This is a genomic window from Kitasatospora sp. NPDC001225 (assembly GCF_053597855.1).
On record NZ_JBSFJC010000042.1, the window covers coordinates 1 to 23411 of the forward strand.

The following is a 23411-nucleotide window of genomic DNA, read 5'->3' on the forward strand; positions in this document are numbered from 1 at the left end:
GGTGACGGTCCCGGGCGCGCCTGTCGCCGGAGGCTCGGGAACCCCGGGCGTCGAGGGGCCTGGGGTTGGTTCCTAGGGTTTCGGCGGAGCCGGGGCACCCGCGCCCCGGCCGGCCTTGACGCCGTTCACCATCGCCTGGTGGATCGCCCGAGCGGTGGTCTCGTCCTGCGCCGGCACCGGGCTGCCGGTGACCGTGTACCAGTCCAGCGCGCCGGTGTACTGGACGGTCAGCCTCGCCTCGCCGTCCACCCAGGTGGTGTGCACGGTGAGGTCGCCGGAGATCGGGCCGATCTCGGTGGTGGTCACCCCGCCGGGGCCGCTGATGATCGATTGGGTGGTCCAGGTCGCCCACGACGTGCGCGGGTCCGCGGGCGGCTGGGCCTGGCGGTTTCCTTGGTCGTGTTCGGTCATGCGCCTATCCTCCCCCGCGGGTGGCCCGCCGCCGGAGCAGCGACACCTGCGGTCGCGGCGACCGCCCGGCGGCACCGGGCGGTCGAGTCGGTACGGCGGACGGTCAGCCGGGCTGGCCGGGCTCGTCCAGCATGGGGGCGCCCTCCGCCCGGGAGGTGTCCTGTGCGTGCAGGTTCTGCATCGAGGGGACGCCCTCCTCGGGGTCCGCGGCGCGGATGTCCTCGTCGTCCTCGGTACTCACCTTGGACCGGTCACTCATGTCGGTCATCGCGGGCTCCGTCTCCTCGGCCGGTCCTGGCGCGCCGGGCCGGAGGCGCGGCGGGACCGGTGGTGGCTCTTCGCCCCTCCAGCCTGCCTCCGCCCCGGCGCGAGGGCCAGCCGGGTGACCCGGGAAGCGCCCCGCGGACCCCACCCGGGCGTCAGGAGACCCCCGGGCGTCACCAGGCGACGGGCAGCGACCGCATGCCGTAGATGAACGCGTCGGTGCGGAACGCCAGCTCGTCGCGCGGGACGGTCAGCCGCAGCCCGGGCAGCCGCCGGAACAGCGTGGCCAGCGCGATCTGGAGCTCGGCACGGGCCAGCGGCTGGCCGAGGCACTGGTGCACGCCGAAGCCGAAGGCCATGTGCCGCCGGGCGTCCCGGTCCAGGTCCAGTTCGTCGGCCGGCAGCCGGTCGGCGCCGCCGAACACCGCCTCGTCCCGGTTGGCGGTGGAGAGCATCGCGACCACGCCCTCCCCGGCCCGGACGGTCGTACCGCCCAGCTCCACGTCCTCCAACGCCACCCGGAGCACCCCGGTGTGGATGATGGTGAGGAGGCGCAGCAGCTCCTCCACCGCGCCGGGCACCGCGGCCGGGTCGGCCAGCCTGGCGATCTGCTCGGGCCGGTCCAGCAGCAGGGCGGTGGAGAGCGAGATCATGTTCGCGGTCGTCTCGTGCCCGGCGACCAGCAGCAGGAAGCCGGTGCTGGCGACCTCGCGCGGGGTGAGGTCGTCCCGGACGGCGAGCCGGCTGAGGATGTCGTCCCGCGGCTCCTCCCGCTTGCGGGCGGTCAGCGCCTCCAGGTACTCCAGCATCTCGTCCCGGGCCGCCAGGAGCTCCTCGAAGGGCCTGGTGTTGCTGAGCAGCGTCCGGCTGATGCCCTGGAAGAACTCGTGGTCCTCGTACGGGACTCCGAGCAGCAGGCAGATCACCAGCGAGGGGACGGGCAGCGCGAAGTCGGCGACCAGGTCGGCCTCGGCGCGGCCCGCGGTCATCCCGTCCAGCGCCTCGTCCACGATCCGCTGGATGTCCGGGCGCATCGCCTCGACCCGTTTGACCAGGAAGTCCCCGGTGACCATCCGGCGCAGCCGGGCGTGCTCGGGGTCGTCGAGGTTCAGGAAGTTCGGGTTCTCGCCGATCCGCTCCCGGCTGCCGGCGATCAGCAGCGGGAAGGTCGGGTGGCGCAGGTCCGCGCTGAACCGGCGGTCGGACAGGATGGCGCGGACCTCGGTGTAGCCGGTGGCCAGCCAGCAGGACTCGCCCCCGGGCAGCTCGGCGCGGCTCAGGTTCGCGGTGGCGGCGGCCTCGGTGTAGGCGGGCGGCGGGCCGAACGGGCAGCCGGCGGAGTGCCGGGCCGGCAGTGGGACGGCGGGCACGGTGGGTGTGCTCGTCAAGGCGGGGTCTCCTTGCGTCGCGATGGTTCTCCGGTGGGGGGTGGGGTTGCCGGACGTCCGCCGGTCCCGGGTGCGGTTCCGGTCCGCGGCCGGCCCGGACCGGCGTACGGTCAGCCGTCGACCGAGGCGGCCCCGGCCTCCGCCGGCCCGTCCTCGACCACGGTGATGGCGCCGCCCGGGCAGAGCTGGGCGGCCAGTCTGAGATCCTCGAACTGGTCGGGCCTGAAGTCGGTCTGACGGAGCCTCACCAGACTGTCGTCGTCGTCCTGGTCGAAGACCTCGGGAACGTTCGTGACGCACATCCCGGAGCTGCAGCAGCGGTCCCGGTCGACACTCACCCGCATGGTCGGGCACCTCTCGCCAGTGCGCCGCCGGCTGCCCGGCGGCCGCCTCTCGTTGTCATTGCCAACCTAACCGCCGCTACTCCGTCCACGGAGGGCGCGGTGGCGGGATCGCCGAGAATGGCCGATTCGGCTCCCGTCGGAGCCGCCGGAGCGGCGCGGGAGGTTTGAACCGGCATCACCCCAACAAGCCTGTACCGTACGGTGGTTCACGGCCTCCGGGCGCTGCCCGTAGCCGCCCGCTCCCGGCTCAGAGCCCCTCGGCGGCGGCGATCTCCCGTACGGTCGCGACGGTGTCCGCCTCGGCTGCGTCCTTGTCCGGCCGGTAGCGCACCACCCGGGCGAAGCGCAGGGCGAGTCCGGCCGGATAGCGGGAGCTGCGCTGCACCCCGTCGAAGGCGATCTCGACGACCAGTTCCGGCCGGACCCGCACCGTCCAGGCGTCCCGTCCGGTCTCCCGGGCCAGCAGTTCGACGGTCTGCCGGGCGAGCGTGTCGTCGGTCAGGCCCTTGAAGGTCTTGCCGAGCATCACCCACGGGCCCAGCCCCGGCTCGCCCGCCGCCCGGGCGCCCAGGTGCAGGTTGCTGAGGAAGCCGCGCCGCCGCCCGCTGCCCCACTCGGCGGCCAGCACCACCAGGTCCAGGGTGTGCCGGGGCTTCACCTTGATCCAGCCCGCGCCGCGCCGCCCGGCCGCGTACGGGGCCGACGGGTCCTTCACCAGCACGCCCTCGTGGCCGAGCGCCAGTGTGTCGCGGAAGAAGGCCAGCGCCCGGTCGCGGTCCCCGGTCTCGGTGCGGGCCACCCGCAGGCCGTCCGGCACCGCCCCGGCCAGCGCCGCCCAGCGCTCCCGGCCGGGACGGTCCACCAGGTCCTCGCCGTCCCGGTGCAGCAGGTCGAAGAAGTAGGCGTCGAGCGGGACCTCGGCGCGCAGCCGGTCCGGGTCCCGCCGGGAGGCGGTGCGCGCGGCGGTCTCCTGGAACGGGCGCGGCCGGCCGTCCGGACCGAGCGTGATCGCCTCGCCGTCCAGCACCGCCGAACGCAGCGGCAGCGCCACCGCGTCCCCGACCACCGCGTCCAGCGCCCCCTGCCGCAGGTCCCCGACCAGCACCGCCCGCAGGAACCCCTGCTCCTCCGCCGTCGCCCGCGCGAACAGCCCGTGCAGCAGCCGTCGCCGCTCCGCCTGCGCCCCGGCCCCGTGCACCCCCGCGATCCGCTCCAGCTCCCGCTCCACCTCCCGCACCCCGAGCGAGGCCTCCGCTGCGGGCCCGGGCAGACCCCGCAACGCCGCCGGCCCGATCCCGGTCCGCAACCGCTGCGACTCCCCGGACAGCAACGCCACCGCCGCCGCCCCCTCCACCGGCCCCAGCCCCCGCAGACATCCGGGCAGCCGACGCCCGGCCACCCGCCGCCGCCTGACCCGCACCGGCCAGGACGGCCGGAGATCCGTACCGCGCGCATGAGGGGGCACATATCGGTCACAAGGTGACGCACGAGAGGCGCCGGTGCGCCGCCCCGGTGGACGACTGGAGGAACCGACGAGCGACCTGTCGAACAAGGCGCGGGAACTGGCCGGCGAGGCGAAGGAGCGCGCCGGCGAACTCACCGGTGACGAGGCGCCGCCGGTCGGCCACTCGGCCTGCTGCGGCGATCAGGAATCGGAGTAGCTGAGGTCCCCGACCGTCCAGCTGCTGACGTCCTCGATGGCGATGCGGTACATGCCGCCGGTGTGGGGCAGCCCGAAGTCGCCCTGCAGGATCCTCGCCCGGTGCAGATGCAGATGGGTGGGCGGTGCGGGCGGGGCGTCGGCGGGCGGGGCGAAGAGGGCGGCGAACGGCTTCAAGTGCTCCGAGGCCTGGAGGACCTCCGCCACCCGCTCCAACCACAGGCTCACCGGCGCGAGTCTGCCGGTGATCACCGCGCCCGGGACCACCACGGTCAGCGACATCTGATTGCTGTGCTCGGACTCGACCATCGCCGCGATGTCGACGAGCAGCCCGTCAGGGTTCGGCATGCCTGCCAGGATAGGACACGGTCTCCGCGAGCCGAAGGGCCTGGGCGGCAACCATGGCAGTCGCGAGCCTTGCGCCTGCTGTACGGCGGCGGTGAGGGCCGGGCCGTCGCCGGGATCGCGCGGGCCGCCGGTGACGGGCAGGGTCGGCCGCGAGGACGGTGGTGAAGTCCGCGGAGCCGCCCACCTCCGACAGGGCCGGCGTCAGCGCGCCGCGGATGCCGCGGAATCCGTGCGCCCGGCGACGACGGCGGGAATGCGGCGGGCTGCCGCAGATTTCGTCCTTCCTTGCGGTACGCGTCGAAAGTCGCGGGAGCGCGCCCTCTTCGCGTACTCGATTTCGGAGCGCCTCGGGATGGTGCCGGTGGGCGTGGCACTGAATTTCGCGAGTCCGCCGCGCCGAGGGCAGAGGCTCGGCGCCTGCGCTTCTCGCCCTCCCGGGAGGAGCGGCCGGTCGGAGTGCAAGGGGTGGCCGACATGCTCAACTCGGCTGCTGTGCAGTCACTTTGGCAGTCACCGTGGCATCGCGGCCGGTACCCCTCGGCAAGGGGCGCCGCAGAACCGGGGACGGAATATCCACCCGCGGCGGGTCTGGGCCTGCTAGAGTCGTTTTAGTTGCAGTAGTGGTTCCCATGAACTTTGTGTGCGCCTGCTGATGTTTCGCAGGCGCATTTCTGTTTCCCGGCTCTTCCCCGGGTGGGTGCTTATCGCGGTGACTCGAAGCGCGCGCTGTGCACGCTTCGGACAGTCCCTTGAAGGAGATTTTTTATGGCTAATGGCACTGTGAAGTGGTTCAACGCGGAAAAGGGCTTCGGCTTCATCGAGCAGGACGGTGGCGGCGCCGACGTCTTCGCCCACTACTCGAACATCAACGCCAACGGCTTCCGTGAGCTGCTCGAGGGCCAGAAGGTCGAGTTCGACGTCACGCAGGGCCAGAAGGGCCCGCAGGCCGAGAACATTCGTCCGCTGTAGTTTCCGCCACGGCACCCGCCTGGTAGCGAGGGGCCCGCACCGCGTACATGATGCCCGGTGCGGGCCCCTTCGGTATTGCTCCACCCCGCACATCCCGGCCGATTCCGGCCCCCTGGCTCCGCCACCGGCGGCCATCCCCACGCGAGACGCGCAGCGCCGCGTCCGGATCGCCGCCCCTGCCGTGACATCCCACGGTTCGTGGATCTCCGTTCCCGCCCCGGCGGTGAGCGCAGACCTGAGGTGACGTGCCGCACGGTTTCACCGTCCACGCCCCGCGCTCCACACTTTCGGCCCGTTCCCTCGCGACCTCCTGCCGGCGTCCCGCGCCGCCGAGCCGCCTCGTGACGTGCCGCCCCAGGAAGGTTTCACATGAACCGCTCCCGCCGCTCCCCGTACCAGAACGCCAACTCCCGTTCCTCGGTCTCCTCCCGATCCGCCGGCGCCGCCTACGGCTCCCGCCCGGGCGGCGGCTCCTTCTACGGCGACCGGCCCGCCGGCGGCCGTGGCGCCCGTCAAAGTCGTTCCTCACAGGGTGAGTTCGCGATGCCGGTGAGCACCACCCCGGCGCTGCCCGCCGTCGAATCGTTCGACGAGCTGGACATGCCCAAGGCGCTGCTGTCGGTGCTGACCCGCCAGGGCGTCACCACGCCGTTCCCGATCCAGGGCGCGACACTGCCGAACTCGCTGGCCGGACGTGACGTCCTCGGACGGGGACGGACGGGCTCCGGCAAGACCATCGCGTTCGGTCTCGCGCTGCTGGCCCGCATCGCCGGCCGGCGCGCGGAGCCGCGCCGGCCGCTGGCCCTGGTGCTGGTCCCCACCCGCGAGCTCGCCCAGCAGGTCACCGACGCACTCACCCCGTTCGCGCACGCGGTGCGGCTGCGGATGGCGGCCGTGGTGGGCGGGATGTCGATCGGCCGCCAGGCACAGGTGCTGAACCGTGGGGCGGAGGTCGTCGTGGCCACCCCCGGCCGACTCAAGGACCTGATCCAGCGCGGCGACTGCCAACTCGACGGGGTCGGCGTCACCGTCCTCGACGAGGCCGACCAGATGGCCGACATGGGCTTCCTGCCGCAGGTCACCGAACTCCTGGAACAGGTCGCCGAAGGCGGCCAGACCATGCTGTTCTCCGCCACCCTGGACCGCAACGTCGACCGCCTCGTCCGGAACTTCCTGAAGGACCCGGTCACCCACTCGGTGGACCCGTCCGCGGCAGCGGTCAGCACCATGGAGCACCACGTGCTGCACGTGCAGAACGTCGACAAGGACGCCACGATCGCCCACATCGCCTCCCGTGACGGCGGGGTGATCATGTTCACCGAGACCCGGGAGCGTGCCGACGCGCTGGTGGAGGACCTGCTCGCCAACGGGGTCAAGGCCGCGGCCCTGCACGGCGGCAAGTCCCAGCCCCAGCGCACCCGCACCCTGGAGCAGTTCCGCACCGGCCAGGTCACGGCGCTGATCGCGACCAACGTCGCGGCCCGGGGCATCCACGTCGACGGCCTCGACCTCGTCGTCAACCTGGACCCGCCGAGCGACCACAAGGACTACCTGCACCGCGGCGGGCGCACGGCCCGGGCCGGCGAGTCCGGGACCGTCGTCACCCTGGTCCTGCCCAACCAGCGCCGCGCGACGGCCCGCATGCTGAGCACCGCCGGTATCACCCCTGTCACCACCAGGGTCAGCGCCGGCGACGAGGACCTGGCCCGCATCACCGGCGCCCGAGTCCCCAACGGCGTGCCCGTCGTCATCGCCGACCCCGTCGTCGAACGCCCCCGCGACAGCGCGGCCACGAGGCGCGGCCGCCGCAGCCGCCCGGCTTCCACCGGCGGCGACGCCCGCGTCACCGTGGCGAGCCGCGACACCAAGGGCTCCTCCGGCCGCCGCCGGGCACCCAGGCGTATCGCCCTCGCGGCCTAGAAGGCAGGTCCGGCCCGGACCGCCCCCGCGTTCCGGGCCCCGGCGGACCCCGGCGGCTGTCCCACCGCCGCTACCCCGACCACCGCCGGCCCCGGCGGAAACGACACCACGGAGCCCCATGGCCCTCACCCTCGAACGCCCGGCGACCACCACCACGGTCCGCGACCTCATGACCCGCCCCGAGCTACAGATCAGCGACGACGTCATGCTCGACGTGGCGATCCACATCCTGCACGGCTCCGGCGCCGATCACCTCCTGGTCCGCGACGACGACGGCCGCTGCGCCGGGCTGCTGACCCGCCCGCACCTCGCCCCGTTCGAGACCCGCACCCGGTCCACTGAGCGCACCCCGGTCCGCGACATCGCCTTCGACCGCGCCCCGTTCGCCACCGCCGACATGCTCGCCGCCACCGCGGCCTCCGCCATGTGCGCCCGAGGCCTGGCCGTGTGGCCGGTGGTCGACCCCGACGGCCACGCCATCGGCCTGCTCGGCTTCTAGACCGGCCTGTCGGCCGGGGGCGCACCGGGACGACAGGGCGGCACAGGACCCTGGAATCCTCCGCGCGCGGCTCGCGCGCCGGAGGAGACACCGGAGGGCTCCACCCACTGCGCGGTCGACTTCCGGGACTTCCTGGACGAGATCGACCGCCAGGCCGGGCCGGGCCTGGCGGTCGACGTGATCTACGACAACCTGTCCGCCCACGAGTCACCCGTGGTGCACCGCGGGCTGGTCGCGTATCCCCGTGTCCAGTTGCACTTCACACCGACGTACTCGTCCTGGATCAACCAGGTCGAGCGGTGGTACGCGGAGCTGGAACGGCGCTGCCTCGGACGCGGCGTGCTCTGCTCACTCGACGACCTGGCGACCACCGCCCGCCGGTCCCGTCGGCCCGGCGGGCGGTCGGGTGCCGGCGGTGGGTTCCTGGCGGTGTTGGGAGCGGCGGAGTTGTTCGTTGAGGCGCAGGGCTTCCTCGAGTTGGTCTTCGAGGATGACGATGCGGCAGGCGGCTTCGATGGGGGTGCCCTGGTCGACGAGGTCGCGGGCGCGCATGGCGATGCGTAGTTGGTAGCGGGAGTAGCGGCGGTGGCCGCCGTCGGAGCGCAGGGGGGTGATGAGGCGGTGGTCGCCGAGGGCCCGCAGGAAGCCGGGGGTGGTGCCGGTCATCTCGGCGGCGCGGCCCATGGTGTAGGCGGGGTAGTCGTCGTCGTCGAGCTTGTCGGGTGTGTCGGGGCTGGCCGTTGTAGTCACTGCACCTCTCTGGTTCTCGGGGAGAACGCGTCGAGGGGCCCCGGGGCCGTGTCGGCTCCGGGGCCCCGAAGGGAACAACACCATCTACCGGCCTGGGCCGGCCCTTCCACTTCCGCACTGCCCCGGGGAAGGGGTGTGCGGGGATCGCGTATGCGTGACCGGAAACCACCGTCCTTGCGTTGGGGTCTGCGGTGTCCGCCCGGGTGAGTGTTCACGGGCCGGGCGATCCTGATGGCGCTTGCGCCCTCCGTTCCTCCTCTGTACTGAACTGTCACTTTCGTACTGCCGGTACCGCGCTCACTGAACTGCGTACTGCTCGATACCACTGGCGGCGGCCCCTGATGCCTGCGGGCCGCCCGGTCCGGCAGTCAGTCCCGTCGCCGTCCTGCACCTGCCGGGCTTCGGAACTCCACTGCCGGACCGAACTGCGAACTTCTGTCCAACAACCCCGGCCAGTTCGTGTCTGGCCGGTATCGCCGACTGCTGTCTACGAGAGAAACGTTAGACCCACCCAAGGGCAATGTCTACTCCGGCGCGCATAGATTTTGCGGCGCCCGTGAGTGAGGTAGCCTCCCGCTGCGCGGCGGCGGCACCCCCCCCGAGCCACCGCCGCGCGCCCGAGTCACAGGGTGTGGGTGAGGCGATCGGTCAGGAGGCGGGTGAAGCGGGCCGGGTCGGGCAGGTCACCGCCTTCCGCGAGCAGGGCGCTGCCGTGGACCAGTTCGGCGATGTCGGTGAGCGCCAGGTCGTCGGCGTTCGCCTCGTGGGCCCGACGCAGGGCGGTGACGAGGGGGTGGGTGGGATTGAGTTCGAGGATCCGCTTGACCTGGGGGAGGTCCTGGCCCATGGCCCGGTACATCTTCTCCAGGGTGGGGGTCAGGTCCTGGGCGTCGCCGACCAGGCACGCCGCGGAGGTGGTCAGGCGGGTGGAGAGGCGGACCTGCTTGACGTGCTCGGCCAGGGTGGACTGGAGCCAGCCGAGGAGCGCGGCGAAGTCCTGTTCGCGCTGGGCCTTCTCGGTCTTCGCCTCGTCACCGCCGTCGCCGTCGGAGTCGTCGTCGAGGTCGACCTGTCCCTTGGCGATCGACTGGAAACGGTGGCCGTCGAAGGAGGGGACCTCGTCGGTCCAGATCTCGTCGACGGGGTCGGTGAGGATCAGGACCTCGTAGCCCTTGGCGGTGAAGGCCTCCATGTGCGGGGAGTTCTCCACCATCGCCCGGTTCTCGCCGGTCAGGTAGTAGACGGTGTCCTGGCCGTCCTTCATCCGCGCGACGTACTCGCGCAGCGTCGTCGCCTTCTCCGGGTCGTGAGTGGACGCCGTGGAGACCAGTTCCAACAGGGTGTCGGTGTTGTCGCGGTCCTCGATCAGGCCTTCCTTGAGGACCCGGCCGAACTGCTCCCACACCTTCGCGTAGGTCTCGCTGTCCTTGGTCCGCATGTCCTTGAGGGCGGCGAGGACCTTCTTGACGAGGCGCCGCCGCACGGCGGTGATCTGGCGGTCGTGCTGCAGGATCTCGCGGGAGACGTTCAGCGACAGGTCGTGGGCGTCGACGACGCCCTTGACGAAGCGCAGGTAGTTCGGCATGAGCGCGTCGCAGTCGTCCATGATGAACACGCGCTTGACGTACAGCTGCACGCCCCGCTTGGCGTCCCGGGAGAACAGGTCGAACGGGGCGTGGGCGGGGACGAACAGCAGAGCCTCGTACTCGAAGGTGCCCTCGGCGCGCATGTGGACGGTCTCGGCCGGAGGCTGCCAGTCATGGCTGATCTGCTGGTAGAACTCGTTGTACTCGGCCTCGGTCACCTCACTGCGGGGGCGGGCCCACAGGGCCTTCATCGAGTTCAGCGTCTCCGGCTCGCCCCGGCGCTCGCTCTCGTCCTGGTCCTCGGCGGCCATGCGGATGGGCCAGCGGATGAAGTCCGAGTACTGCTTGACGATCTGGCGGATCTTCCACGTGGCCAGGTAGTCGCCGAGCCCGTCCTCGCCGTCCGCCGGCTTGAGGTGCAGCGTGACCGAGGTGCCCACCGGCAGGCCTTCGGCCTCCGCGATGGTGTAGCTGCCCTCGCCGTCGGACTCCCACACGGTGCCCTGCTCGGTGCCGGCGCGGCGGGTGTGCAGGGTGACCTTGTCGGCGACCATGAACGCAGAGTAGAAGCCGACCCCGAACTGGCCGATCAGGCTCTGCGCCGCGTCCGCGTCCTTGGCCTCCTTGATCTTGGCCAGCAGGCTCGCGGTGCCGGACTTGGCGATGGTGCCGATCAGGTCGACGACGTCGTCGCGGGTCATGCCGATGCCGTTGTCCCGCACCGTCAGGGTGCGGGCCGCCTGGTCGACTTCCAGGGTGATGTGCAGGTCGGAGGTGTCGGCCGCGAGGTCGGTGTCGGTGAGGGATTCCAGGCGGAGCTTGTCGAGGGCGTCGGAGGCGTTGGAGATCAGCTCGCGCAGGAAGATGTCCTTGTTCGAGTAGATCGAGTGGATCACCAGCTGCAGCAGTTGGCGGGTCTCCGCCTGGAACTCCAGCGTCTCGGTCGGGCTGGCCACGGGAGGGGTCTCCTTCGGTGGAAAGGGTTCGGTTCGGGCTGCCGGGGCCGGACGGGCGTGCCGCGCGGCCGGCCGCGGGTGTTCGGATACGGCTGAGGGGCCGGTACGGGTGCCCGGGGCGGTCGGCCCTGGGCCGGGCGGTTCCGTAGCACGGCAGGAAGGGCTTCCAGCCGTCACGGCATTCCGGCGTGGCACCGCGGCGGCGACCAGGGCCTGCTCGACCGAGGCCACCGCGACAGGCCGGCCTGTCAGGTCCGGTACCTGCGTCTCCTCGCCGGCGGCGTCGGCGTCGACCCGCGCTCCGCCTGCCGGGGGCCTGCGGCTGCGACCGGGGCCGAGGTGCGCGGGCTGGGGCCCGGCTGGGGCGGTCACGGGCCGGTGGGAGGCGTGCGGCGCTGCCGTCCGCTGTCGGCGCGCAGCCGGCCGGTCCGGGTGGCGAGCTCGTCGAGATGGTCGGCGATCGTCGGGTGGGCTGCTTCCAGGAAGGGCCGGGTTTCGGCGAGCGGAGCGAGCAGGCGGGCGGGGTCGTTGTTGCCGAGCGCGTCCAGCAGGCGTTTCACGGCGGGGGCCGCCGAGGCGGTGAGGCCGTCGAGGGCGCCGATCTGTCCGGCGAGGCGGCGTAGGTCCGCGGCGTTGTCGCGGGCCCAGGCGGTCACCGCGCGGTCGGCGGCGCGCCGGTCGCGTACGGCCTGGACGCGCTGCTCGCCGGTGCTGCCCGCCTCGGTGCCGGCGTCGGCGTTCGGGCGCATGCGCAGGTAGCGGCGTTCGGCGGCCTGGCGGCTCTGGACGCCCATCGGTTCGGCGAGGTCGGCCCAGGTGGCGCCGGCGCCGCGGGCGGTCTCGATCAGGCCGGTCTCCCAGCCGGCGAGTTCCTCGCGAAGGTGGCGCAGCAGCATGAGCGCGGACAGGGGCCGGGCCGGGTCTATCTGTCCCGCGTCGTCCGGGGGTGCGTGGCGGGCGGTGCGGGCGGCGTCGTCCATCATGCCCAGCGCGGCGGCAGCGGCCAGGAACGAGGCCGGGCCGACCCCGGCCGTGCCGGTGTCCTGTGTATCCATGTCGTCACTCTTTCGCTGACTGGGTATTTGTCGTCGCCTGGATGACATGCTACAGCGGTTCGTGTCACGTCGCACAGGTGCGAACGGATCTCCCGGTCCGATCCTGGCCCTCGGGTCTGGAGCCCCAGGAAAGAGCCGGCTTCCGTGCGGAACCACGGGCTTTCTCCCGGGGCCCGCCGCGCGGCACCCCGGTCGGCCGTGAGGCGCGCGACATGACCGCGCGGACCGGCGAAGCCGGGGACGAGAGGTCCACGCTCCTCGCCCGGTGTCCTGGTACCCGTCTTCGTCCGGCAGGGCGAGCAGGCTGCGTTCGCGCGGCCTCCAGCCCCGCCCCGGGCGCGGGTCGGGCTGATCGGGGCGGTGCTGCGTCCGGGGGTCCTGGGCGGTGAGGCAAGGCACCGGAGTGGCGTAGCGGGTACGTGGTCTTGGCCGGGGAGGTGATCCGCGGTGGGGCGACGGGGCGTCATGCTGGTGGCTCTTACCGCCCCCTGAGTGATGGAGACCGAGATGAACGACACCTCCACGGCCCGTTGGAGCGTCGGCGTGCCCGAGGCCGGTGACTACCCGGCCTGGCGTGAACTCTTCCGTGGGTACTGCGAGTTCTACCGGGTGCCGATTCCGGAGGAGAAGGCCGAGCTGGTGTGGTCCTGGGTGATGGATCCGGGGCACGAGGTGGCGGGGCTGCTGGTGCGGGACGCGGACGGACGGCCGGTCGGGCTGGCGCACTACCGGCCGTTCTCGCGGCCGTTGCACGGGGCGGTCGGGTGCTTCCTGGACGATCTGTTCGTGGCGCCGGAGGTTCGCGGCGGCGGGGCGGTGGACGCGTTGTTGGGCCGGCTGCGGGAAATCGCGGCGGAACGCGGGTGGAACACCGTCCGCTGGATCACCTCTGAAGACAATTACCGGGCCCGTGGAAAATATGACAAGGTCGCCAATCAGACCAGGTTCATCACCTACGACATGGCTCCGGAGGCACCGGCCGGCTGAGACCGCGGCCTGGCCCCCGGACATTCGTTCGGAATTTCTGTTATCGGCGCCCCGCCGGGAGGTCTCCCATGTGTCGACACCCGACCAGTCGACCCGGAACAGAAAGCGTGGCCACGTGAACAGCGACGACAGGACGACCATCCTCCCGGCGAGCGGGGGCGGCGCCGGCAGCGACAGCGGGCACGGGGCCCGCGGCCGCTCCGGTGGCCGGGCGGCGCGGCGGGCTGCCGAGCGGCACGCCGGCCGGGGCCGCCGGGCGCGGCGGGGCGGCGGGATCGTGCCGGTGACCGCGGTCGTCGTCGCCGTGGCCGGGACGGGGCTGTTCGCCGCGCTGGCCGGCGCGGGCTACGCGGCGTACGGCGGCAAGCAGACCGACCGCGACATGGCGGGCCAGTCGCTGGCCGCCGACATGCTGATCTCGGCGGAGCTGGGCACGCACGACGGCATCCAGGTGCCCGGCGCCGGGGGGACGAACCCGGACGTTCCGCTGCCGGCCACCCCCACCGCCGCCGACCCGGCGGCCACCCAGGGAGCCTCCGCCACGCCGACCGCTCCGGCCTCCCCGACGGCTTCGGCCGCCGCCTCCCCGACGGCCGTCCCCACTCCCACGGCCTCCGCCGTCAAGGCGACCCCGACCGCCGCCGGTGCCTCCACCGCCGGCCAGGGCACCGCCAAGCGGGGCATCCCGGGGATGCCGGGGGGCGGCAGCTTCCCGGGGAGCGGGGGCATGCCGGGGGGAGGGGGCGTGCCGGCCGGCGGAGGCGCGGCCCCGTCGTACGCCCAGCAGGTCGTCGACCTGGTCAACGTCGAGCGCGGCAAGGCCGGCTGCGGGCCGGTCAGCGCCGAGCCCCGGCTGACGAGTGCGGCCCAGTCGCACAGCGACGACATGGCCGACCGCAACTACTTCGACCACGCCAGCCCCGAGGGCAAGCACGCCGACTACCGGATCGAGGCGGCCGGCTACAGCTGGAGCACCTGGGGCGAGAACATCGCCCGCGGTCAGAAGGACCCGGCCGCGGTGATGGACTCCTGGATGAACAGCCCCGGCCACCGGGCCAACATCCTGAACTGCGCGTTCAAGCAGCTCGGCGTGGGCGTGCGGACCGGCAACAACGGCCCGTGGTGGACCCAGGTGTTCGCCTCCCCGGCGTGAACCGGCCCTGAACCGACCCTGAACCGACCCTGGTCCGGCCCCCGTTCGGCCCCGCTCCGACCGTGGTCCACGCCTGATCGTCCCGGCTTCCGCTCCTGCCCAGGCCCGGTCTGACCCTCGGACCGGGCCCGCCGATCCGGGCCGATTTTCCGATTCCGTGCACATTGTTGTTATCTGATCACTCCCCACGGGTCTCCGAGGAGGCAGCGGCGGACGGATACACGGCAACACGGAGTGCGGACCATGAACGCTGAGGTGCAGAACAGGACCGGGACCACCCTGGTGCTCGCGGCGCAGGCAGGTGACCGGCAGGCCCGGGAGGCGCTGGTCGCCGCCTGGCTGCCGCTCGTCTACAACGTGGCCGGCCGCGCCCTCGGCGGCCACGCCGACGTGGACGACGTCGCGCAGGAGACCATGATCCGGGCCCTGGACGGCCTGGACGGGCTCCGCGACCCGGAGTCCTTCCGGTCCTGGCTGGTCGCCATCACCATGAACCAGGTGCGCCGTCGGCACGCCGCCGGTCAGCAGCAGCCGACCGTCGGCGGCCTGGACGAGACCTGGGAGGTCGCCGACCCCCGGGCCGACTTCACCGACCTCACCATCCTGCGCCTCGGCCTGTCCGGCCAGCGCCGCGAGGTGGCCGAGGCCACCCGCTGGCTGGACCCCGACGACCGCGAGCTGCTCGCCCTTTGGTGGCTGGAGGCCGCCGGCGATCTGACCCGCGCCGAACTCGCCGAGGCCCTCGACCTGAGCCCGCAGCACACCGCCGTGCGCGTGCAGCGGATGAAGAAGCAGCTCGAAGCGGGCCGCATCGTCGTCCGCGCGCTCTGCGCCTACCCCCGCTGCCCCGGACTGACGGAGCTCACCGCGGGCTTCGACGGCACCCCGAACTCGGTCTGGCGCAAGCGCATCGCCCGTCACATCCGGGACTGCGCGGACTGCGGCGGCCTCGGCCGGGACCTGTTCCCGGCCGAAGGACTGCTGGCCGGCCTCGCCCTGGTGCCGATCCCGCTCGGCTCGCCCGTGCTGCTCCACTTCCAGCACACGGCGGCCGCCGTCGCCTCCTCGGCCGCCACCGGAGCGGGCTCGGGCGCGGGAGCCGGGGCCTCTACCGGTACCGGCGCGCACGCGGCGGCGGGAGGGCACGGCGGCTGGGCCGGCACCGCGGCCCGCAAGGCCGTCCTGGTGAGCGGCGCGGCCGCGGCGGTCGCCGTGACCACCCTCGCCCTGGTCTGGCCGCAGGCCGGCGAGCCGCCGCAGCCGACGGCACCCGAGCCCACCGCCCCGGCCGCGGCCCAGGACGTCCCGACGGCCGCCGCCGCACCCGCCGCCACCGCCCCGACACCGGTGCCGACCCCGCTGCCCGCGGAGAGCCCGACGCCCACGGCGACGGCCACACCGACCGCGACCCGCACCGCCACCGCGACACCGCAGCCCAATCCGGAGCGCCAGCTGGTGGACCTGGTCAACGCCGAACGCGCCAGGGCCGGCTGCGCCCCGCTGCGGATCGACCCCCGGCTGCACGGCTCGGCCCAGAAGCACGCGGACGACATGGCCACCCGCGGCTTCTTCGACCACGTCAACCCGGACGGTGTCCGGACCGAGGCCCGGATCACCGCCGCCGGCTACCGCTGGTCCCAGTGGGGCGAGAACCTCGACCGGGGCCCGACCACCCCGGCCGCCGTCTTCGCCCGCTGGATGGACGGCGGAATCCACCAGTCCAACATGCTCGACTGCGGGTTCAAGGACATCGGCGTCGGCTTCGCCACCAACGCGGCCGGCACCCCCTACTGGACCCAGGACCTCGGAGCCCCGATGTCCTGAACCATGGACGGGGACTACGCCGGAGTGGCCGCCACCAGGCCGTTCGCCGACCCGGTCACGTAGCCCGTGGCATCCCCGAGGACGCCGCCCGCGTCACCGACCTGCCCGGGCACCAGGTCCGGAGCGCTGCTCAGCGGCCCGGGCAGTCCCTCCTGCCCGCCCACGGCACTGGCGTGCGCGCTCGGCGCGGTGAGGGAGGCCACGACACCGACGGCGATCGAGGCGACGGCAAGCATGCTGCGCTTCTTCATGGCCGGTCCAACGACGCTGCGCCGGAAGGGTTACGGCCCACCGCGTCGGCGCACGGACCGGGGCGCACGGAAGCCCACGGAAACGTTTTGGACGGCCCGCGAGCCGACCGGGACTCTGCCGGGCGGCGGGCGGGCCGTGGGAACCACCATGGCCCCACCCGCCCCTGCCGGTCAGGGGCGTGCGAGCCGCGACCGGACGCACGGCGGCGCGCCGGGCGTGCACCAGCAGTCCCAGCCGCGCCGTCAGAGCGTTCCGGAGCCCCGCGCCACCGCGGGCCCGCCCGCCTCCGCGGCCCCACCCTCCCAGAGCGACGCCCCGGGAACCGGTGCCCCGGGAGCCCCCGGAGCCGCCCCCGCCAGGCCCACCGGGCCCACCACCCAGTCCGGGTGACCGGGCATCGGCGGCGTCCGCAGCCCGTACAGCCAGTCGTCGAGGAAGCCCCGCAGGTCCTGGCCGGACACCGCCGAGGCCGTCCGCACGTAGTCCTCGGTGGTCGCGTTCCCGGACCGGTAGGTGCGCAGGAACGCCCGCTCGATCCGGTCGAAGGCGGCCGCCCCGACCTTCTCCCGGAGCGCGAACAGCACCAGCGCGCCGCCCGTGTACCGCTGGCTGTCGAAGAGGTCGGCGGCGGTGGGGGAGGCGACCGGCCCGGAGTCGTGCCGCCACTGGTCGCCCAGCCCGTAGAGGTAGCGCATCCGGTCGGTCAGCGTGGTGTGGCCCCAGGCGTCCGGCCATCCGCGCTCGTAGCGGTACACCAGTCCGTAGAAGTCGGCGTGGCCCTCGTTGAGCCAGAGGTCGGACCACCTGGCGGGGGAGACGCTGTTGCCGAACCAGGAATGGACCAGCTCGTGCATCATGTGCGAGCCGATCGCCGGCTCCGCCTGCCGCAGGAAGTTCGGCTTGTAGAGGGTGAGCGTCTGGGTCTCCAGGCCGGTGAAGGCGAACGCGGCCGGATCGTCCGTGTTGGCCGGCAGGAGCCCGTACGTCTCGAACGGGAAGGGCCCCAGGTGCGCTTCGGCCCAGGCGAGCTGGCCGGGGGTGAGGGCGAGCGCGGGTTCCAGTTCGGCGGCGCGCGCGGTCGGCACGACGTCGCGCAGCGGCAGGCCGTGCGGGCCGGTGCGCTCGCGCACGGTGTAGTCGCCGACCGAGACCTGGACCAGCTCCGTGGCCATCGGCTCGCGGGACACGTACCGGCGGGTGGTGCGGCCGTCGCCGCGCCGTTCGGTGGCCGTCAGCTCGCCGTTGGCGACGCCGCGGAGAGCTGACGGGGCGGTCACCGAGATGGTGAACCGGGCCTTGTCGCTGGGGTGGTCGTTGCACGGGAAGACGGTGTGCGCGCTGTTCGGCTGGCCGGCCACCGCGAAGCCGTCCGGGGTGGGGACCCAGCCGGTGTGCGGCAGCGCGGCGCGCGGGTCGGCGGTGTACTCGACGGTCAGCCGGGCGACGGCGCCCGGGCGGAACGGCCTGGCCGGAGTGACCGTCAGCTTCTCGTCGTGGGCGGCGAAGCCCGCCGGCCGCCCGTCGACCCGGACGGCGCGCACGGCCAGGCCGAGCGCGTCCAGGTCCAGCCGGGCGAGCGTGCGGTCGGGCCGGACGGTGAGCACGGCTGTGCCGTCCACCGTCCGGGGCCCGTCCCGGTAGTCGAAGGCCAGGTCGTACCCGAGCACCCGGTACCCGGTGTTCCCGAGCGAGGGGAAGACCGGATCGCCCAGCCCGTCGGCGGCGCCGGCCGTCGGCACGCTCGCGGACAGCAGCACCGCGCTGAGCGCGAGTGACGGGACGAGCCGGGCGCGGGGCCTGAGAAGCCTGAAGGGCCTGAGGAGGCCGAGGGGCCTGGACAAGGGTGATCACCGCACTTCACGAGCGGGAGCGGAGGCGGAGCCCCCGGGGCGGGGAGAGCCTGGCCCACGGATGCTAGTGGACCGTCGGGCCGGCGCGGGCGCGATCGGTGCGGTCCGCCGGCACGGCGTGGTGCGACGGCGGAGCTCGGTCCGGCGACACACCGTGTCCCCCGGACGGCCCACGGTGATGGCGCGGTGCCCGTACGCGGTCTAACGTCAGGAGTGCATCGTCCCCTGACGGACGAGCCACGGCCGTCGGAAAACCTGGCCAGGTCCGGCGGCCGTACTTTCCTGCCCGGGCGCCGTGCGCCCGGACGCACCCCGTAGGCTTGGCGGTCGAGACGACGCCCGCGTACCGGATGCCAGGAGCCGCCGTGACCAGCCCAGCCTCGCCCGTTCTGGTGATCGGCGAGTGCGTCGCCGACATCGTCCGAACGAGTGACGTCCCGGACCGGGTGCACCCCGGCGGCAGCCCCGCGAACGTCGCGTACGGCCTCGCCCGGCTGGGCCGACCGGCCACCCTGCTCACCGAACTGGGGCCGGACGCCAACGGCCTGCTGATCCGGCGGCACCTGGAGTCGGCGGGGGTGCGGGTCCGGGCCGCCGAGGTCGCCCGGACGCCCTCGGCGGTGGTGGAGCTGGACGGGCAGGGGCGGGCCCGCTACACCTTCGACATCCACTGGACGCTCCCGCCCACCGAACTCGCCGAGCCGCCCGCCGCGATCCACCTCGGTTCGATCGCGGCGGTGACCGAGCCCGGCGCGGGTTCGGTGCTGGCACTGGTGGAGCGCTGGCGCGGGCACGCGCGGATCAGCTACGACCCGAACGTGCGCCCGGCGCTGATGGGCGACCGGGCCGGGGCCGTCCGCCGGGTCGAGCGCTGGGTGGCGCTGAGCGACCTGGTCAAGGTCAGCGACGAGGACCTGGACTGGCTCTACCCGGGTGAGCGGCCCGAGGCGGTCGCCGAGCGCTGGCTGGCCCTCGGCCCGGCCGTGGTCGCGGTCACCCTCGGCGCCGAGGGCGCGTTCGCCCGCACCGCCGGGGGCGGACGCGCCGAGGCCGCGGCCCTCCCGGTGCCGGTCGCGGACACGGTCGGCGCCGGCGACGCCTTCATGGCCGCCTTCCTGCACGCCCACGCGGCGGGCGCCGATCTCGCGGCCTGCCTCACCCAGTCGGTGACGGCGGCGGCGCTGACCGTCGCGCGCCCGGGCGCCAACCCGCCCTCGGCGGCCGAACTCGCGGCCGCCCTGACGGACTGACCGGAGCCCTGCCGGCGCGTCGGCGCGGTGTGAACCCGGTCCGTTCCCTCCGGGCCGCCGCCGCTACTCGACGGGGGCGAGGTCCTTGCCGTACCAGACCTGGGCGTACGGCCCGCTGCTGTAGGCGGGGATCTCCCGGTACCCGTTGCGCAGGTAGAGCGCGCGGGCCTCGACCAGGTCGAGGCGGGTGTCGAGGACGATCCGCTCGGCGCCCAGGGAGCGGGCGGCCCGGTCGACGGCGGCCAGCAGCACGGCGCCGCCGCCGGTGCCGCGCAGGCCGGGCCGGACGAAGACCCGGGTGAGTTCGACGGTGGCGGCGTCGAGTCGCCGCAGCCCGGCGCAGGAGTGGGCGGCGCCGTCGTGGCGGCCGATCAGGAAGTGGCCGTCCGGGGCGGCGAGGTCGTCGCTGGGGGAGTCGGCCAGGCCGGACTCCAGCTCCTCGGGTGTGCCCTCCCGGTCGAAGTGCAGGCGGTAGTAGCGGTTGGCCACGTCGTAGTAGTACTCGCGCAGCAGATCCAGGGCCTCGGGGGCGGTCACGTCGGCCGTGGTGACGGTCCAGAGGTCGGAGCGGCGGGGCGCGGTGTTCGTCATGCGCGCATGATCCAATTCGGGGGCCGTCGCCGCAATCGGTTTTCCCGGCGGCCCCACCCGGCCCGCTCCGCCCCGGCCGTCGGACCGGCGGTCACCCGGTCGCCCCGCCACCCGGGCAAAGGAACGGCAAGGACCCGGTGCGTCGTTGCCCCGCACGGGTGACGCGGGGATTGGCGGTGGTGCACGGCAGGGGAGCAGTGCACCCATGAACAGACCATCAGTTTGTCGTAATAATGGGGGTTTGAAGGGAAGCCAGCACCACCGGGGCGGTGTACGGACCGGCCTGCTGGCCGCCGTCTGCCTCTCCGCCGTCCTCGCCGGCTGCGCCGCTCCGGCCGCTCCCGCCGGGCCGAAGGCCGCCCCGGCGCCCGAGGCGAACGCGGCGCCCGAGGCGAACGCGGCGCCCGAGGCGAACGCGGCGCCCGCCGCCCCGGACGCCGACCACGCCGGCGCCCCGCCCCTGGCGGAGGAGGCGAACAGCGCCGAGGCCGTGGCCCGTCAGGAGGCGGCCGCCCAGCACTGGGGCCTGGAGCGCCCGCCGCTGAAGGCCCCGCCGCGTCCGGCGACCAAGCCCGAGCTCACCCCGGTGCAGGGCGTCAAGCTCGCCGACGGCCGCCCGCCCGTCGTCTTCCGGGTGCCGACCGACGACAAGGTGGTCTTCCTGACCGTCGACGACGGTGACGAGAAGGACCCCGAGTTCTCCCGGATGGCCGCGGACCTGGGCATCCCGCTCAGCACCTACGTCTCCGACTACCTCGCCCGCGAGAACTACGGCTACTTCCGCGACCTGCACGCCCAGGGCGTGGAGATCAACAACCACACGATCAACCACCGCAACCTGAAGGTGCTGGACTACGACACCCAGCGCGAGGAGATCTGCACCCAGCAGGACCAGCTGGAGAAGCAGATCGGCGTCCGCCCCCGGCTGTTCCGGCCGCCGTACGGCGAGTACAACGACGACACCCTGCGCGCGGCGGCCTCCTGCGGGGTGCAGGCGGTGCCGATGTGGAACGAGGAGGCCTTCCCGGACCACATGGAGTGGCGCTACGACGACCGGAAGCTGCACCCGGGCGACATCATCCTGACCCACTTCCGGGGCACCGACATCTGGAAGGCCTCGATGCCGGACCTGCTGCGCAAGGTCGTCAACGACGTCACCGCGCAGGGCTTCGCGCTGGCCCGGCTGGACGACTACCTGTAGCGGCGGCCCGGAGCAGCCACCCGACCGCGGCCGCCGCGGGGCGGGTGGCTCAGCCGAGCGAGAGGGCGTCCAGGTACACCCAGGCGCCCTCGTGCCGTACGAAGCGGCTGTTCTCGCTGAGCACGCCCTCCTCGCCGCCCTCGGTCCAGTGCGCCCGGAAGGCGACGGTGCCCTGCGCGTGGAAGGCGCCGCCCTCGGTGGTGTCGACCACCTCCAGCCCGGTCCAGCGCAGCCCCGGGTCGAAGTCGACCTCGGCCGGCCGGGTGTCCGGGTGCCAGGTGCGCAGCAGGTACGCCTCGTCCTGCGCGGCGAAGGCGCTGAACCGGGAGCGCATCAGCGACTCGGCGGTGGTGGCCGCCGACTGGCCCCGGTGCAGCCGGCCGCAGCAGTCGCCGTAGGCGGCGGGCAGGCCGCACGGGCAGGGGGACGAGGGCAGCAGCCGGGGCGCGGCGGCGCGGGGCGCGGAACGACGTCGGGACATGCCGCCATTCTCCCCCACCCGTCCGGCGCCTCCCCGGCGGCCCCGCGGACGGCGGGTAGGGGCCCGTCCGCGTCGTCGTGGAACCCGTCGCCGCGGAACCCGTCCGCGGGTGCCCGTCCTCAGGAGGAGGCGGCGCCGAACCAGGTGCGCAGCGCCCGGGCCAGCCCCTCCCGGTCCGCCCGGTCAGGCCCGGTCGCCCAGGCGACGTAGCCGTCCGGGCGCAGCAGCAGGGCGCCGGCCGGCGGCTGCGGGCAGTCGGCCGTGACGAGGTCCACCCGGTCCTTCCAGCCCGCCGCCGGGTCCGCGAGGCCGAGCCGGCCGCCGGTGAGATCGACGATCAACGGGCGTCCGGTGCGGGCAAGTTCGGCGATCCGGGCGGGGCCGTTCGGGGTGGTCGCCGCGAGCTCCGGCACGAACCGACCGGCCAGCGGGTGCGGGCAGCCGACGTCGTGGCGGACGTCGCTGCCGGCCATCAGCGCGGCGATCCGGCCGAGGTTGTCCGGGTGCGCCAGCAGCTCGTCGAACAGGGCGCGCACCGCGGTGGTCCCGGGGCCGGGGGCCATCAGGGCGGTCTGGGCCTGGGAGTGCATGAACACCCGCTCGCCGACCGGGCGGCGCTCGTTCTGGTAGCTGTCCAGCAGGCCGGGCGGGGCCCAGCCGTGCAGGTCGGCGGCGAGCTTCCAGCCGAGGTTGGCGGCGTCCTGGAGGCCGAGGTTGAGGCCCGGGCCGCCGGTCGCGGCGTGCACGTGGGCGGCGTCGCCGACGAGCAGGACCCGGCCGTCGCGGTAGCGCTCGGCGAGCCGGGTGTTGTGGCCGACGGTGCGGCGCGGGGTGAACGGTCCGGCGGTACGGGCCGGGGCGAGCGGCAGGTCGGCGCCGGTCACCCGGCGGACGCTGGCGCGCAGCTCGTCCAGGGTCAGCGGGGTCCGCTGGTCCACCGGCGGGCCGCCCCACTCCATGGTGGCGAGCATGACGGCGTCCGGGCCGAACGGGGAGATGACGAACACGCCGTGGTCGGTGCGGGTGTGGGTGAAGACGCGGAACGGGGTCGGGCAGCCGGGCAGCAGGACGTCGCCGTTGTCGGTGGTGCGCACCCCCTCGGGCGGCAGCACGTGCGCGATGCGGGAGACGGGGTCGGGCGAGGTGACGCCGGGGAAGCCGATCCCGGCGAGTTTGCGGACGGTGCTGCGGCCGCCGTCCGCGCCGACCAGATAGCGGGCGCGCAACTGTCCGGCGCCGTCGGGTCCTTGGACGTCGACGGTCACCCCGGTCGGGTCCTGGCGCAGGCCGGTGACCTCGCGGTCGCGGCGCACGGTGACGCCCAGGTCGAGGAGGCGTTCCTCCAGTACCTCCTCGATCCGGTGCTGGGGTACGGGCACGGCGTGCAGCGGGTTCCGGTCGAGCCGGTGCAGTTCCAGCGGGAAGGCGCCGAACACGAAGCGCGGTACGGGCCGCGGCGCGCCCGGGACGCCGCTGAGCGGCTGGTACAGGCCGCGGTGGTCGAGCAGCCGGAGCACCTGGCCGACCAGCCCGTTGGCCTTCTGCTCGCCCGAGCGCGCGGGCAGCCGGTCCAGGACCACCGGCCGGATTCCGGCCAGCGCCAGTTCGCCGGCCAGGAACAGCCCGACCGGGCCGGCGCCGACGATGACGACATCGCTGTTCATCTCAAGTC

Annotated in this window: 23 protein-coding genes and 1 pseudogene; 10 read left to right on the plus strand and 14 right to left on the minus strand. The window is 73.7% G+C overall.

The genetic code is table 11. The features are described from left to right. Positions 1-72 precede the first annotated feature (72 nt). From ACWDCZ_RS16925 to ACWDCZ_RS16945, 5 genes are all read right to left on the minus strand, one after another. On the minus strand, positions 73-411 hold the full coding sequence (locus tag ACWDCZ_RS16925; protein WP_117486557.1) for a hypothetical protein: 339 nt from the start codon (positions 409-411) through the stop codon (positions 73-75). A gap of 103 nt (positions 412-514) precedes the next feature. Further along, entirely contained in the window at positions 515-679 is a 165-nt protein-coding gene (locus ACWDCZ_RS16930) for a hypothetical protein (RefSeq protein WP_449813754.1), read from the minus strand. Positions 680-848: 169 nt separating this feature from the next. Continuing rightward, positions 849-2063, minus strand: a complete 1215-nt coding sequence (locus tag ACWDCZ_RS16935; RefSeq protein WP_449816272.1) for a cytochrome P450 — start codon at positions 2061-2063, stop codon at positions 849-851. A 110-nt stretch (positions 2064-2173) separates the two neighbouring features. Next, the gene (locus tag ACWDCZ_RS16940) at positions 2174-2407 is read right to left on the minus strand and encodes a ferredoxin (RefSeq protein ID WP_449816273.1); all 234 of its coding nucleotides are present in this window, start codon (positions 2405-2407) and stop codon (positions 2174-2176) included. Between the two features lie 247 nt (positions 2408-2654). Further along, positions 2655-3872 (minus strand): ATP-dependent DNA ligase, encoded by a 1218-nt coding sequence (locus tag ACWDCZ_RS16945; protein ID WP_449816274.1) that lies wholly within the window; start codon positions 3870-3872, stop codon positions 2655-2657. Between the two features lie 34 nt (positions 3873-3906). On the opposite strand from ACWDCZ_RS16945, the gene ACWDCZ_RS16950 reads away from it, so the two are divergent. Continuing rightward, entirely contained in the window at positions 3907-4068 is a 162-nt protein-coding gene (locus ACWDCZ_RS16950; RefSeq protein WP_449813758.1) for a hypothetical protein, read from the plus strand. Here the strand turns inward: ACWDCZ_RS16950 and ACWDCZ_RS16955 are convergent. Beyond that, entirely contained in the window at positions 4053-4415 is a 363-nt protein-coding gene (locus ACWDCZ_RS16955; protein ID WP_375875000.1) for a hypothetical protein, read from the minus strand. The genes ACWDCZ_RS16950 and ACWDCZ_RS16955 overlap by 16 nt on opposite strands. A 765-nt stretch (positions 4416-5180) precedes the next feature. On the opposite strand from ACWDCZ_RS16955, the gene ACWDCZ_RS16960 reads away from it, so the two are divergent. The 4 genes and pseudogenes from ACWDCZ_RS16960 to ACWDCZ_RS16975 all read left to right on the plus strand — a co-directional run. Beyond that, on the plus strand, positions 5181-5384 hold the full coding sequence (locus ACWDCZ_RS16960) for a cold-shock protein (protein ID WP_099897249.1): 204 nt from the start codon (positions 5181-5183) through the stop codon (positions 5382-5384). Between the two features lie 369 nt (positions 5385-5753). After that, the gene (locus ACWDCZ_RS16965) at positions 5754-7304 is read left to right on the plus strand and encodes a DEAD/DEAH box helicase (protein ID WP_449816275.1); all 1551 of its coding nucleotides are present in this window, start codon (positions 5754-5756) and stop codon (positions 7302-7304) included. Positions 7305-7422: 118 nt separating this feature from the next. Beyond that, positions 7423-7803: a CBS domain-containing protein gene (locus ACWDCZ_RS16970; protein WP_117486551.1), complete on the plus strand. Its 381-nt coding sequence runs from the start codon at positions 7423-7425 to the stop codon at positions 7801-7803. Positions 7804-7809: 6 nt separating this feature from the next. Further along, positions 7810-8127: pseudogene (locus tag ACWDCZ_RS16975) on the plus strand (transposase); the annotation flags it as partial. A gap of 24 nt (positions 8128-8151) precedes the next feature. Here ACWDCZ_RS16975 and ACWDCZ_RS16980 read toward each other — a convergent pair. The 3 genes from ACWDCZ_RS16980 to ACWDCZ_RS16990 all read right to left on the minus strand — a co-directional run bounded on the left by ACWDCZ_RS16980 (position 8152) and on the right by ACWDCZ_RS16990 (position 12150). Further along, positions 8152-8487 carry a helix-turn-helix domain-containing protein gene (locus ACWDCZ_RS16980; RefSeq protein ID WP_259316842.1) on the minus strand — a complete coding sequence of 112 codons (336 nt, stop codon included), beginning with the start codon at positions 8485-8487 and terminating at the stop codon, positions 8152-8154. Positions 8488-9175: 688 nt separating this feature from the next. Continuing rightward, positions 9176-11095 carry a molecular chaperone HtpG gene (gene htpG / locus ACWDCZ_RS16985; protein ID WP_117486550.1) on the minus strand — a complete coding sequence of 640 codons (1920 nt, stop codon included), beginning with the start codon at positions 11093-11095 and terminating at the stop codon, positions 9176-9178. 368 nt (positions 11096-11463) lie between these two features. Then, on the minus strand, positions 11464-12150 hold the full coding sequence (locus tag ACWDCZ_RS16990; RefSeq protein ID WP_117486549.1) for a hypothetical protein: 687 nt from the start codon (positions 12148-12150) through the stop codon (positions 11464-11466). A gap of 507 nt (positions 12151-12657) precedes the next feature. On the opposite strand from ACWDCZ_RS16990, the gene ACWDCZ_RS16995 reads away from it, so the two are divergent. The 3 genes from ACWDCZ_RS16995 to ACWDCZ_RS17005 all read left to right on the plus strand — a co-directional run bounded on the left by ACWDCZ_RS16995 (position 12658) and on the right by ACWDCZ_RS17005 (position 16114). Further along, complete coding sequence (locus ACWDCZ_RS16995) at positions 12658-13137, plus strand: GNAT family N-acetyltransferase (protein ID WP_388049514.1); 480 nt, start codon at positions 12658-12660, stop codon at positions 13135-13137. A gap of 115 nt (positions 13138-13252) precedes the next feature. Beyond that, complete coding sequence (locus ACWDCZ_RS17000; protein WP_241852977.1) at positions 13253-14290, plus strand: CAP domain-containing protein; 1038 nt, start codon at positions 13253-13255, stop codon at positions 14288-14290. A gap of 243 nt (positions 14291-14533) precedes the next feature. Beyond that, positions 14534-16114 carry a sigma-70 family RNA polymerase sigma factor gene (locus tag ACWDCZ_RS17005; protein WP_449816276.1) on the plus strand — a complete coding sequence of 527 codons (1581 nt, stop codon included), beginning with the start codon at positions 14534-14536 and terminating at the stop codon, positions 16112-16114. Positions 16115-16128: 14 nt separating this feature from the next. Here the strand turns inward: ACWDCZ_RS17005 and ACWDCZ_RS17010 are convergent, their stop codons facing one another. Together ACWDCZ_RS17010 and ACWDCZ_RS17015 are read right to left on the minus strand one after the other, a co-directional pair. After that, the gene (locus ACWDCZ_RS17010; protein WP_049659354.1) at positions 16129-16365 is read right to left on the minus strand and encodes a hypothetical protein; all 237 of its coding nucleotides are present in this window, start codon (positions 16363-16365) and stop codon (positions 16129-16131) included. Between the two features lie 243 nt (positions 16366-16608). Continuing rightward, positions 16609-18207, minus strand: a complete 1599-nt coding sequence (locus tag ACWDCZ_RS17015; RefSeq protein ID WP_449816277.1) for a M1 family metallopeptidase — start codon at positions 18205-18207, stop codon at positions 16609-16611. Positions 18208-18581: 374 nt separating this feature from the next. Between ACWDCZ_RS17015 and ACWDCZ_RS17020 the strand changes: the two genes are divergently transcribed. Continuing rightward, on the plus strand, positions 18582-19466 hold the full coding sequence (locus tag ACWDCZ_RS17020) for a carbohydrate kinase family protein (protein WP_449816278.1): 885 nt from the start codon (positions 18582-18584) through the stop codon (positions 19464-19466). A gap of 63 nt (positions 19467-19529) precedes the next feature. On the opposite strand, the gene ACWDCZ_RS17025 is transcribed toward ACWDCZ_RS17020, so the two are convergent. Continuing rightward, complete coding sequence (locus ACWDCZ_RS17025) at positions 19530-20057, minus strand: GNAT family N-acetyltransferase (protein ID WP_117486546.1); 528 nt, start codon at positions 20055-20057, stop codon at positions 19530-19532. A gap of 241 nt (positions 20058-20298) precedes the next feature. Between ACWDCZ_RS17025 and ACWDCZ_RS17030 the strand changes: the two genes are divergently transcribed. Next, positions 20299-21258, plus strand: a complete 960-nt coding sequence (locus tag ACWDCZ_RS17030) for a polysaccharide deacetylase family protein (protein WP_449816279.1) — start codon at positions 20299-20301, stop codon at positions 21256-21258. A gap of 49 nt (positions 21259-21307) precedes the next feature. Here ACWDCZ_RS17030 and ACWDCZ_RS17035 read toward each other — a convergent pair whose 3' ends face one another. After that, a complete protein-coding gene (locus ACWDCZ_RS17035) occupies positions 21308-21739 on the minus strand; it encodes a YchJ family protein (protein ID WP_387971107.1) in 432 nt (143 codons plus the stop codon). Between the two features lie 119 nt (positions 21740-21858). Continuing rightward, complete coding sequence (locus ACWDCZ_RS17040; RefSeq protein WP_449816280.1) at positions 21859-23403, minus strand: FAD-dependent monooxygenase; 1545 nt, start codon at positions 23401-23403, stop codon at positions 21859-21861. Positions 23404-23411 lie beyond the last annotated feature (8 nt).

What these genes read in the sequence shown, in the direction of transcription:
- ACWDCZ_RS17005 (WP_449816276.1), top strand. Translation starts at nt 14,534, where the DNA reads ATGAACGCTGAGGTGCAGAACAGGACCGGGACCACCCTGGTGCTCGCG.
- ACWDCZ_RS16965 (WP_449816275.1), top strand. Translation starts at nt 5,754, where the DNA reads ATGAACCGCTCCCGCCGCTCCCCGTACCAGAACGCCAACTCCCGTTCC.
- ACWDCZ_RS16980 (WP_259316842.1), bottom strand. Translation starts at nt 8,487, where the DNA reads ATGGGCCGCGCCGCCGAGATGACCGGCACCACCCCCGGCTTCCTGCGG.
- ACWDCZ_RS16940 (WP_449816273.1), bottom strand. Translation starts at nt 2,407, where the DNA reads ATGCGGGTGAGTGTCGACCGGGACCGCTGCTGCAGCTCCGGGATGTGC.
- ACWDCZ_RS16930 (WP_449813754.1), bottom strand. Translation starts at nt 679, where the DNA reads ATGACCGACATGAGTGACCGGTCCAAGGTGAGTACCGAGGACGACGAG.
- ACWDCZ_RS17035 (WP_387971107.1), bottom strand. Translation starts at nt 21,739, where the DNA reads ATGTCCCGACGTCGTTCCGCGCCCCGCGCCGCCGCGCCCCGGCTGCTG.
- ACWDCZ_RS17040 (WP_449816280.1), bottom strand. Translation starts at nt 23,403, where the DNA reads ATGAACAGCGATGTCGTCATCGTCGGCGCCGGCCCGGTCGGGCTGTTC.
- ACWDCZ_RS17025 (WP_117486546.1), bottom strand. Translation starts at nt 20,057, where the DNA reads ATGACGAACACCGCGCCCCGCCGCTCCGACCTCTGGACCGTCACCACG.
- ACWDCZ_RS16955 (WP_375875000.1), bottom strand. Translation starts at nt 4,415, where the DNA reads ATGCCGAACCCTGACGGGCTGCTCGTCGACATCGCGGCGATGGTCGAG.
- ACWDCZ_RS16925 (WP_117486557.1), bottom strand. Translation starts at nt 411, where the DNA reads ATGACCGAACACGACCAAGGAAACCGCCAGGCCCAGCCGCCCGCGGAC.
- ACWDCZ_RS17010 (WP_049659354.1), bottom strand. Translation starts at nt 16,365, where the DNA reads ATGAAGAAGCGCAGCATGCTTGCCGTCGCCTCGATCGCCGTCGGTGTC.
- ACWDCZ_RS16990 (WP_117486549.1), bottom strand. Translation starts at nt 12,150, where the DNA reads ATGGATACACAGGACACCGGCACGGCCGGGGTCGGCCCGGCCTCGTTC.
- ACWDCZ_RS16995 (WP_388049514.1), top strand. Translation starts at nt 12,658, where the DNA reads ATGAACGACACCTCCACGGCCCGTTGGAGCGTCGGCGTGCCCGAGGCC.
- ACWDCZ_RS16960 (WP_099897249.1), top strand. Translation starts at nt 5,181, where the DNA reads ATGGCTAATGGCACTGTGAAGTGGTTCAACGCGGAAAAGGGCTTCGGC.
- ACWDCZ_RS16970 (WP_117486551.1), top strand. Translation starts at nt 7,423, where the DNA reads ATGGCCCTCACCCTCGAACGCCCGGCGACCACCACCACGGTCCGCGAC.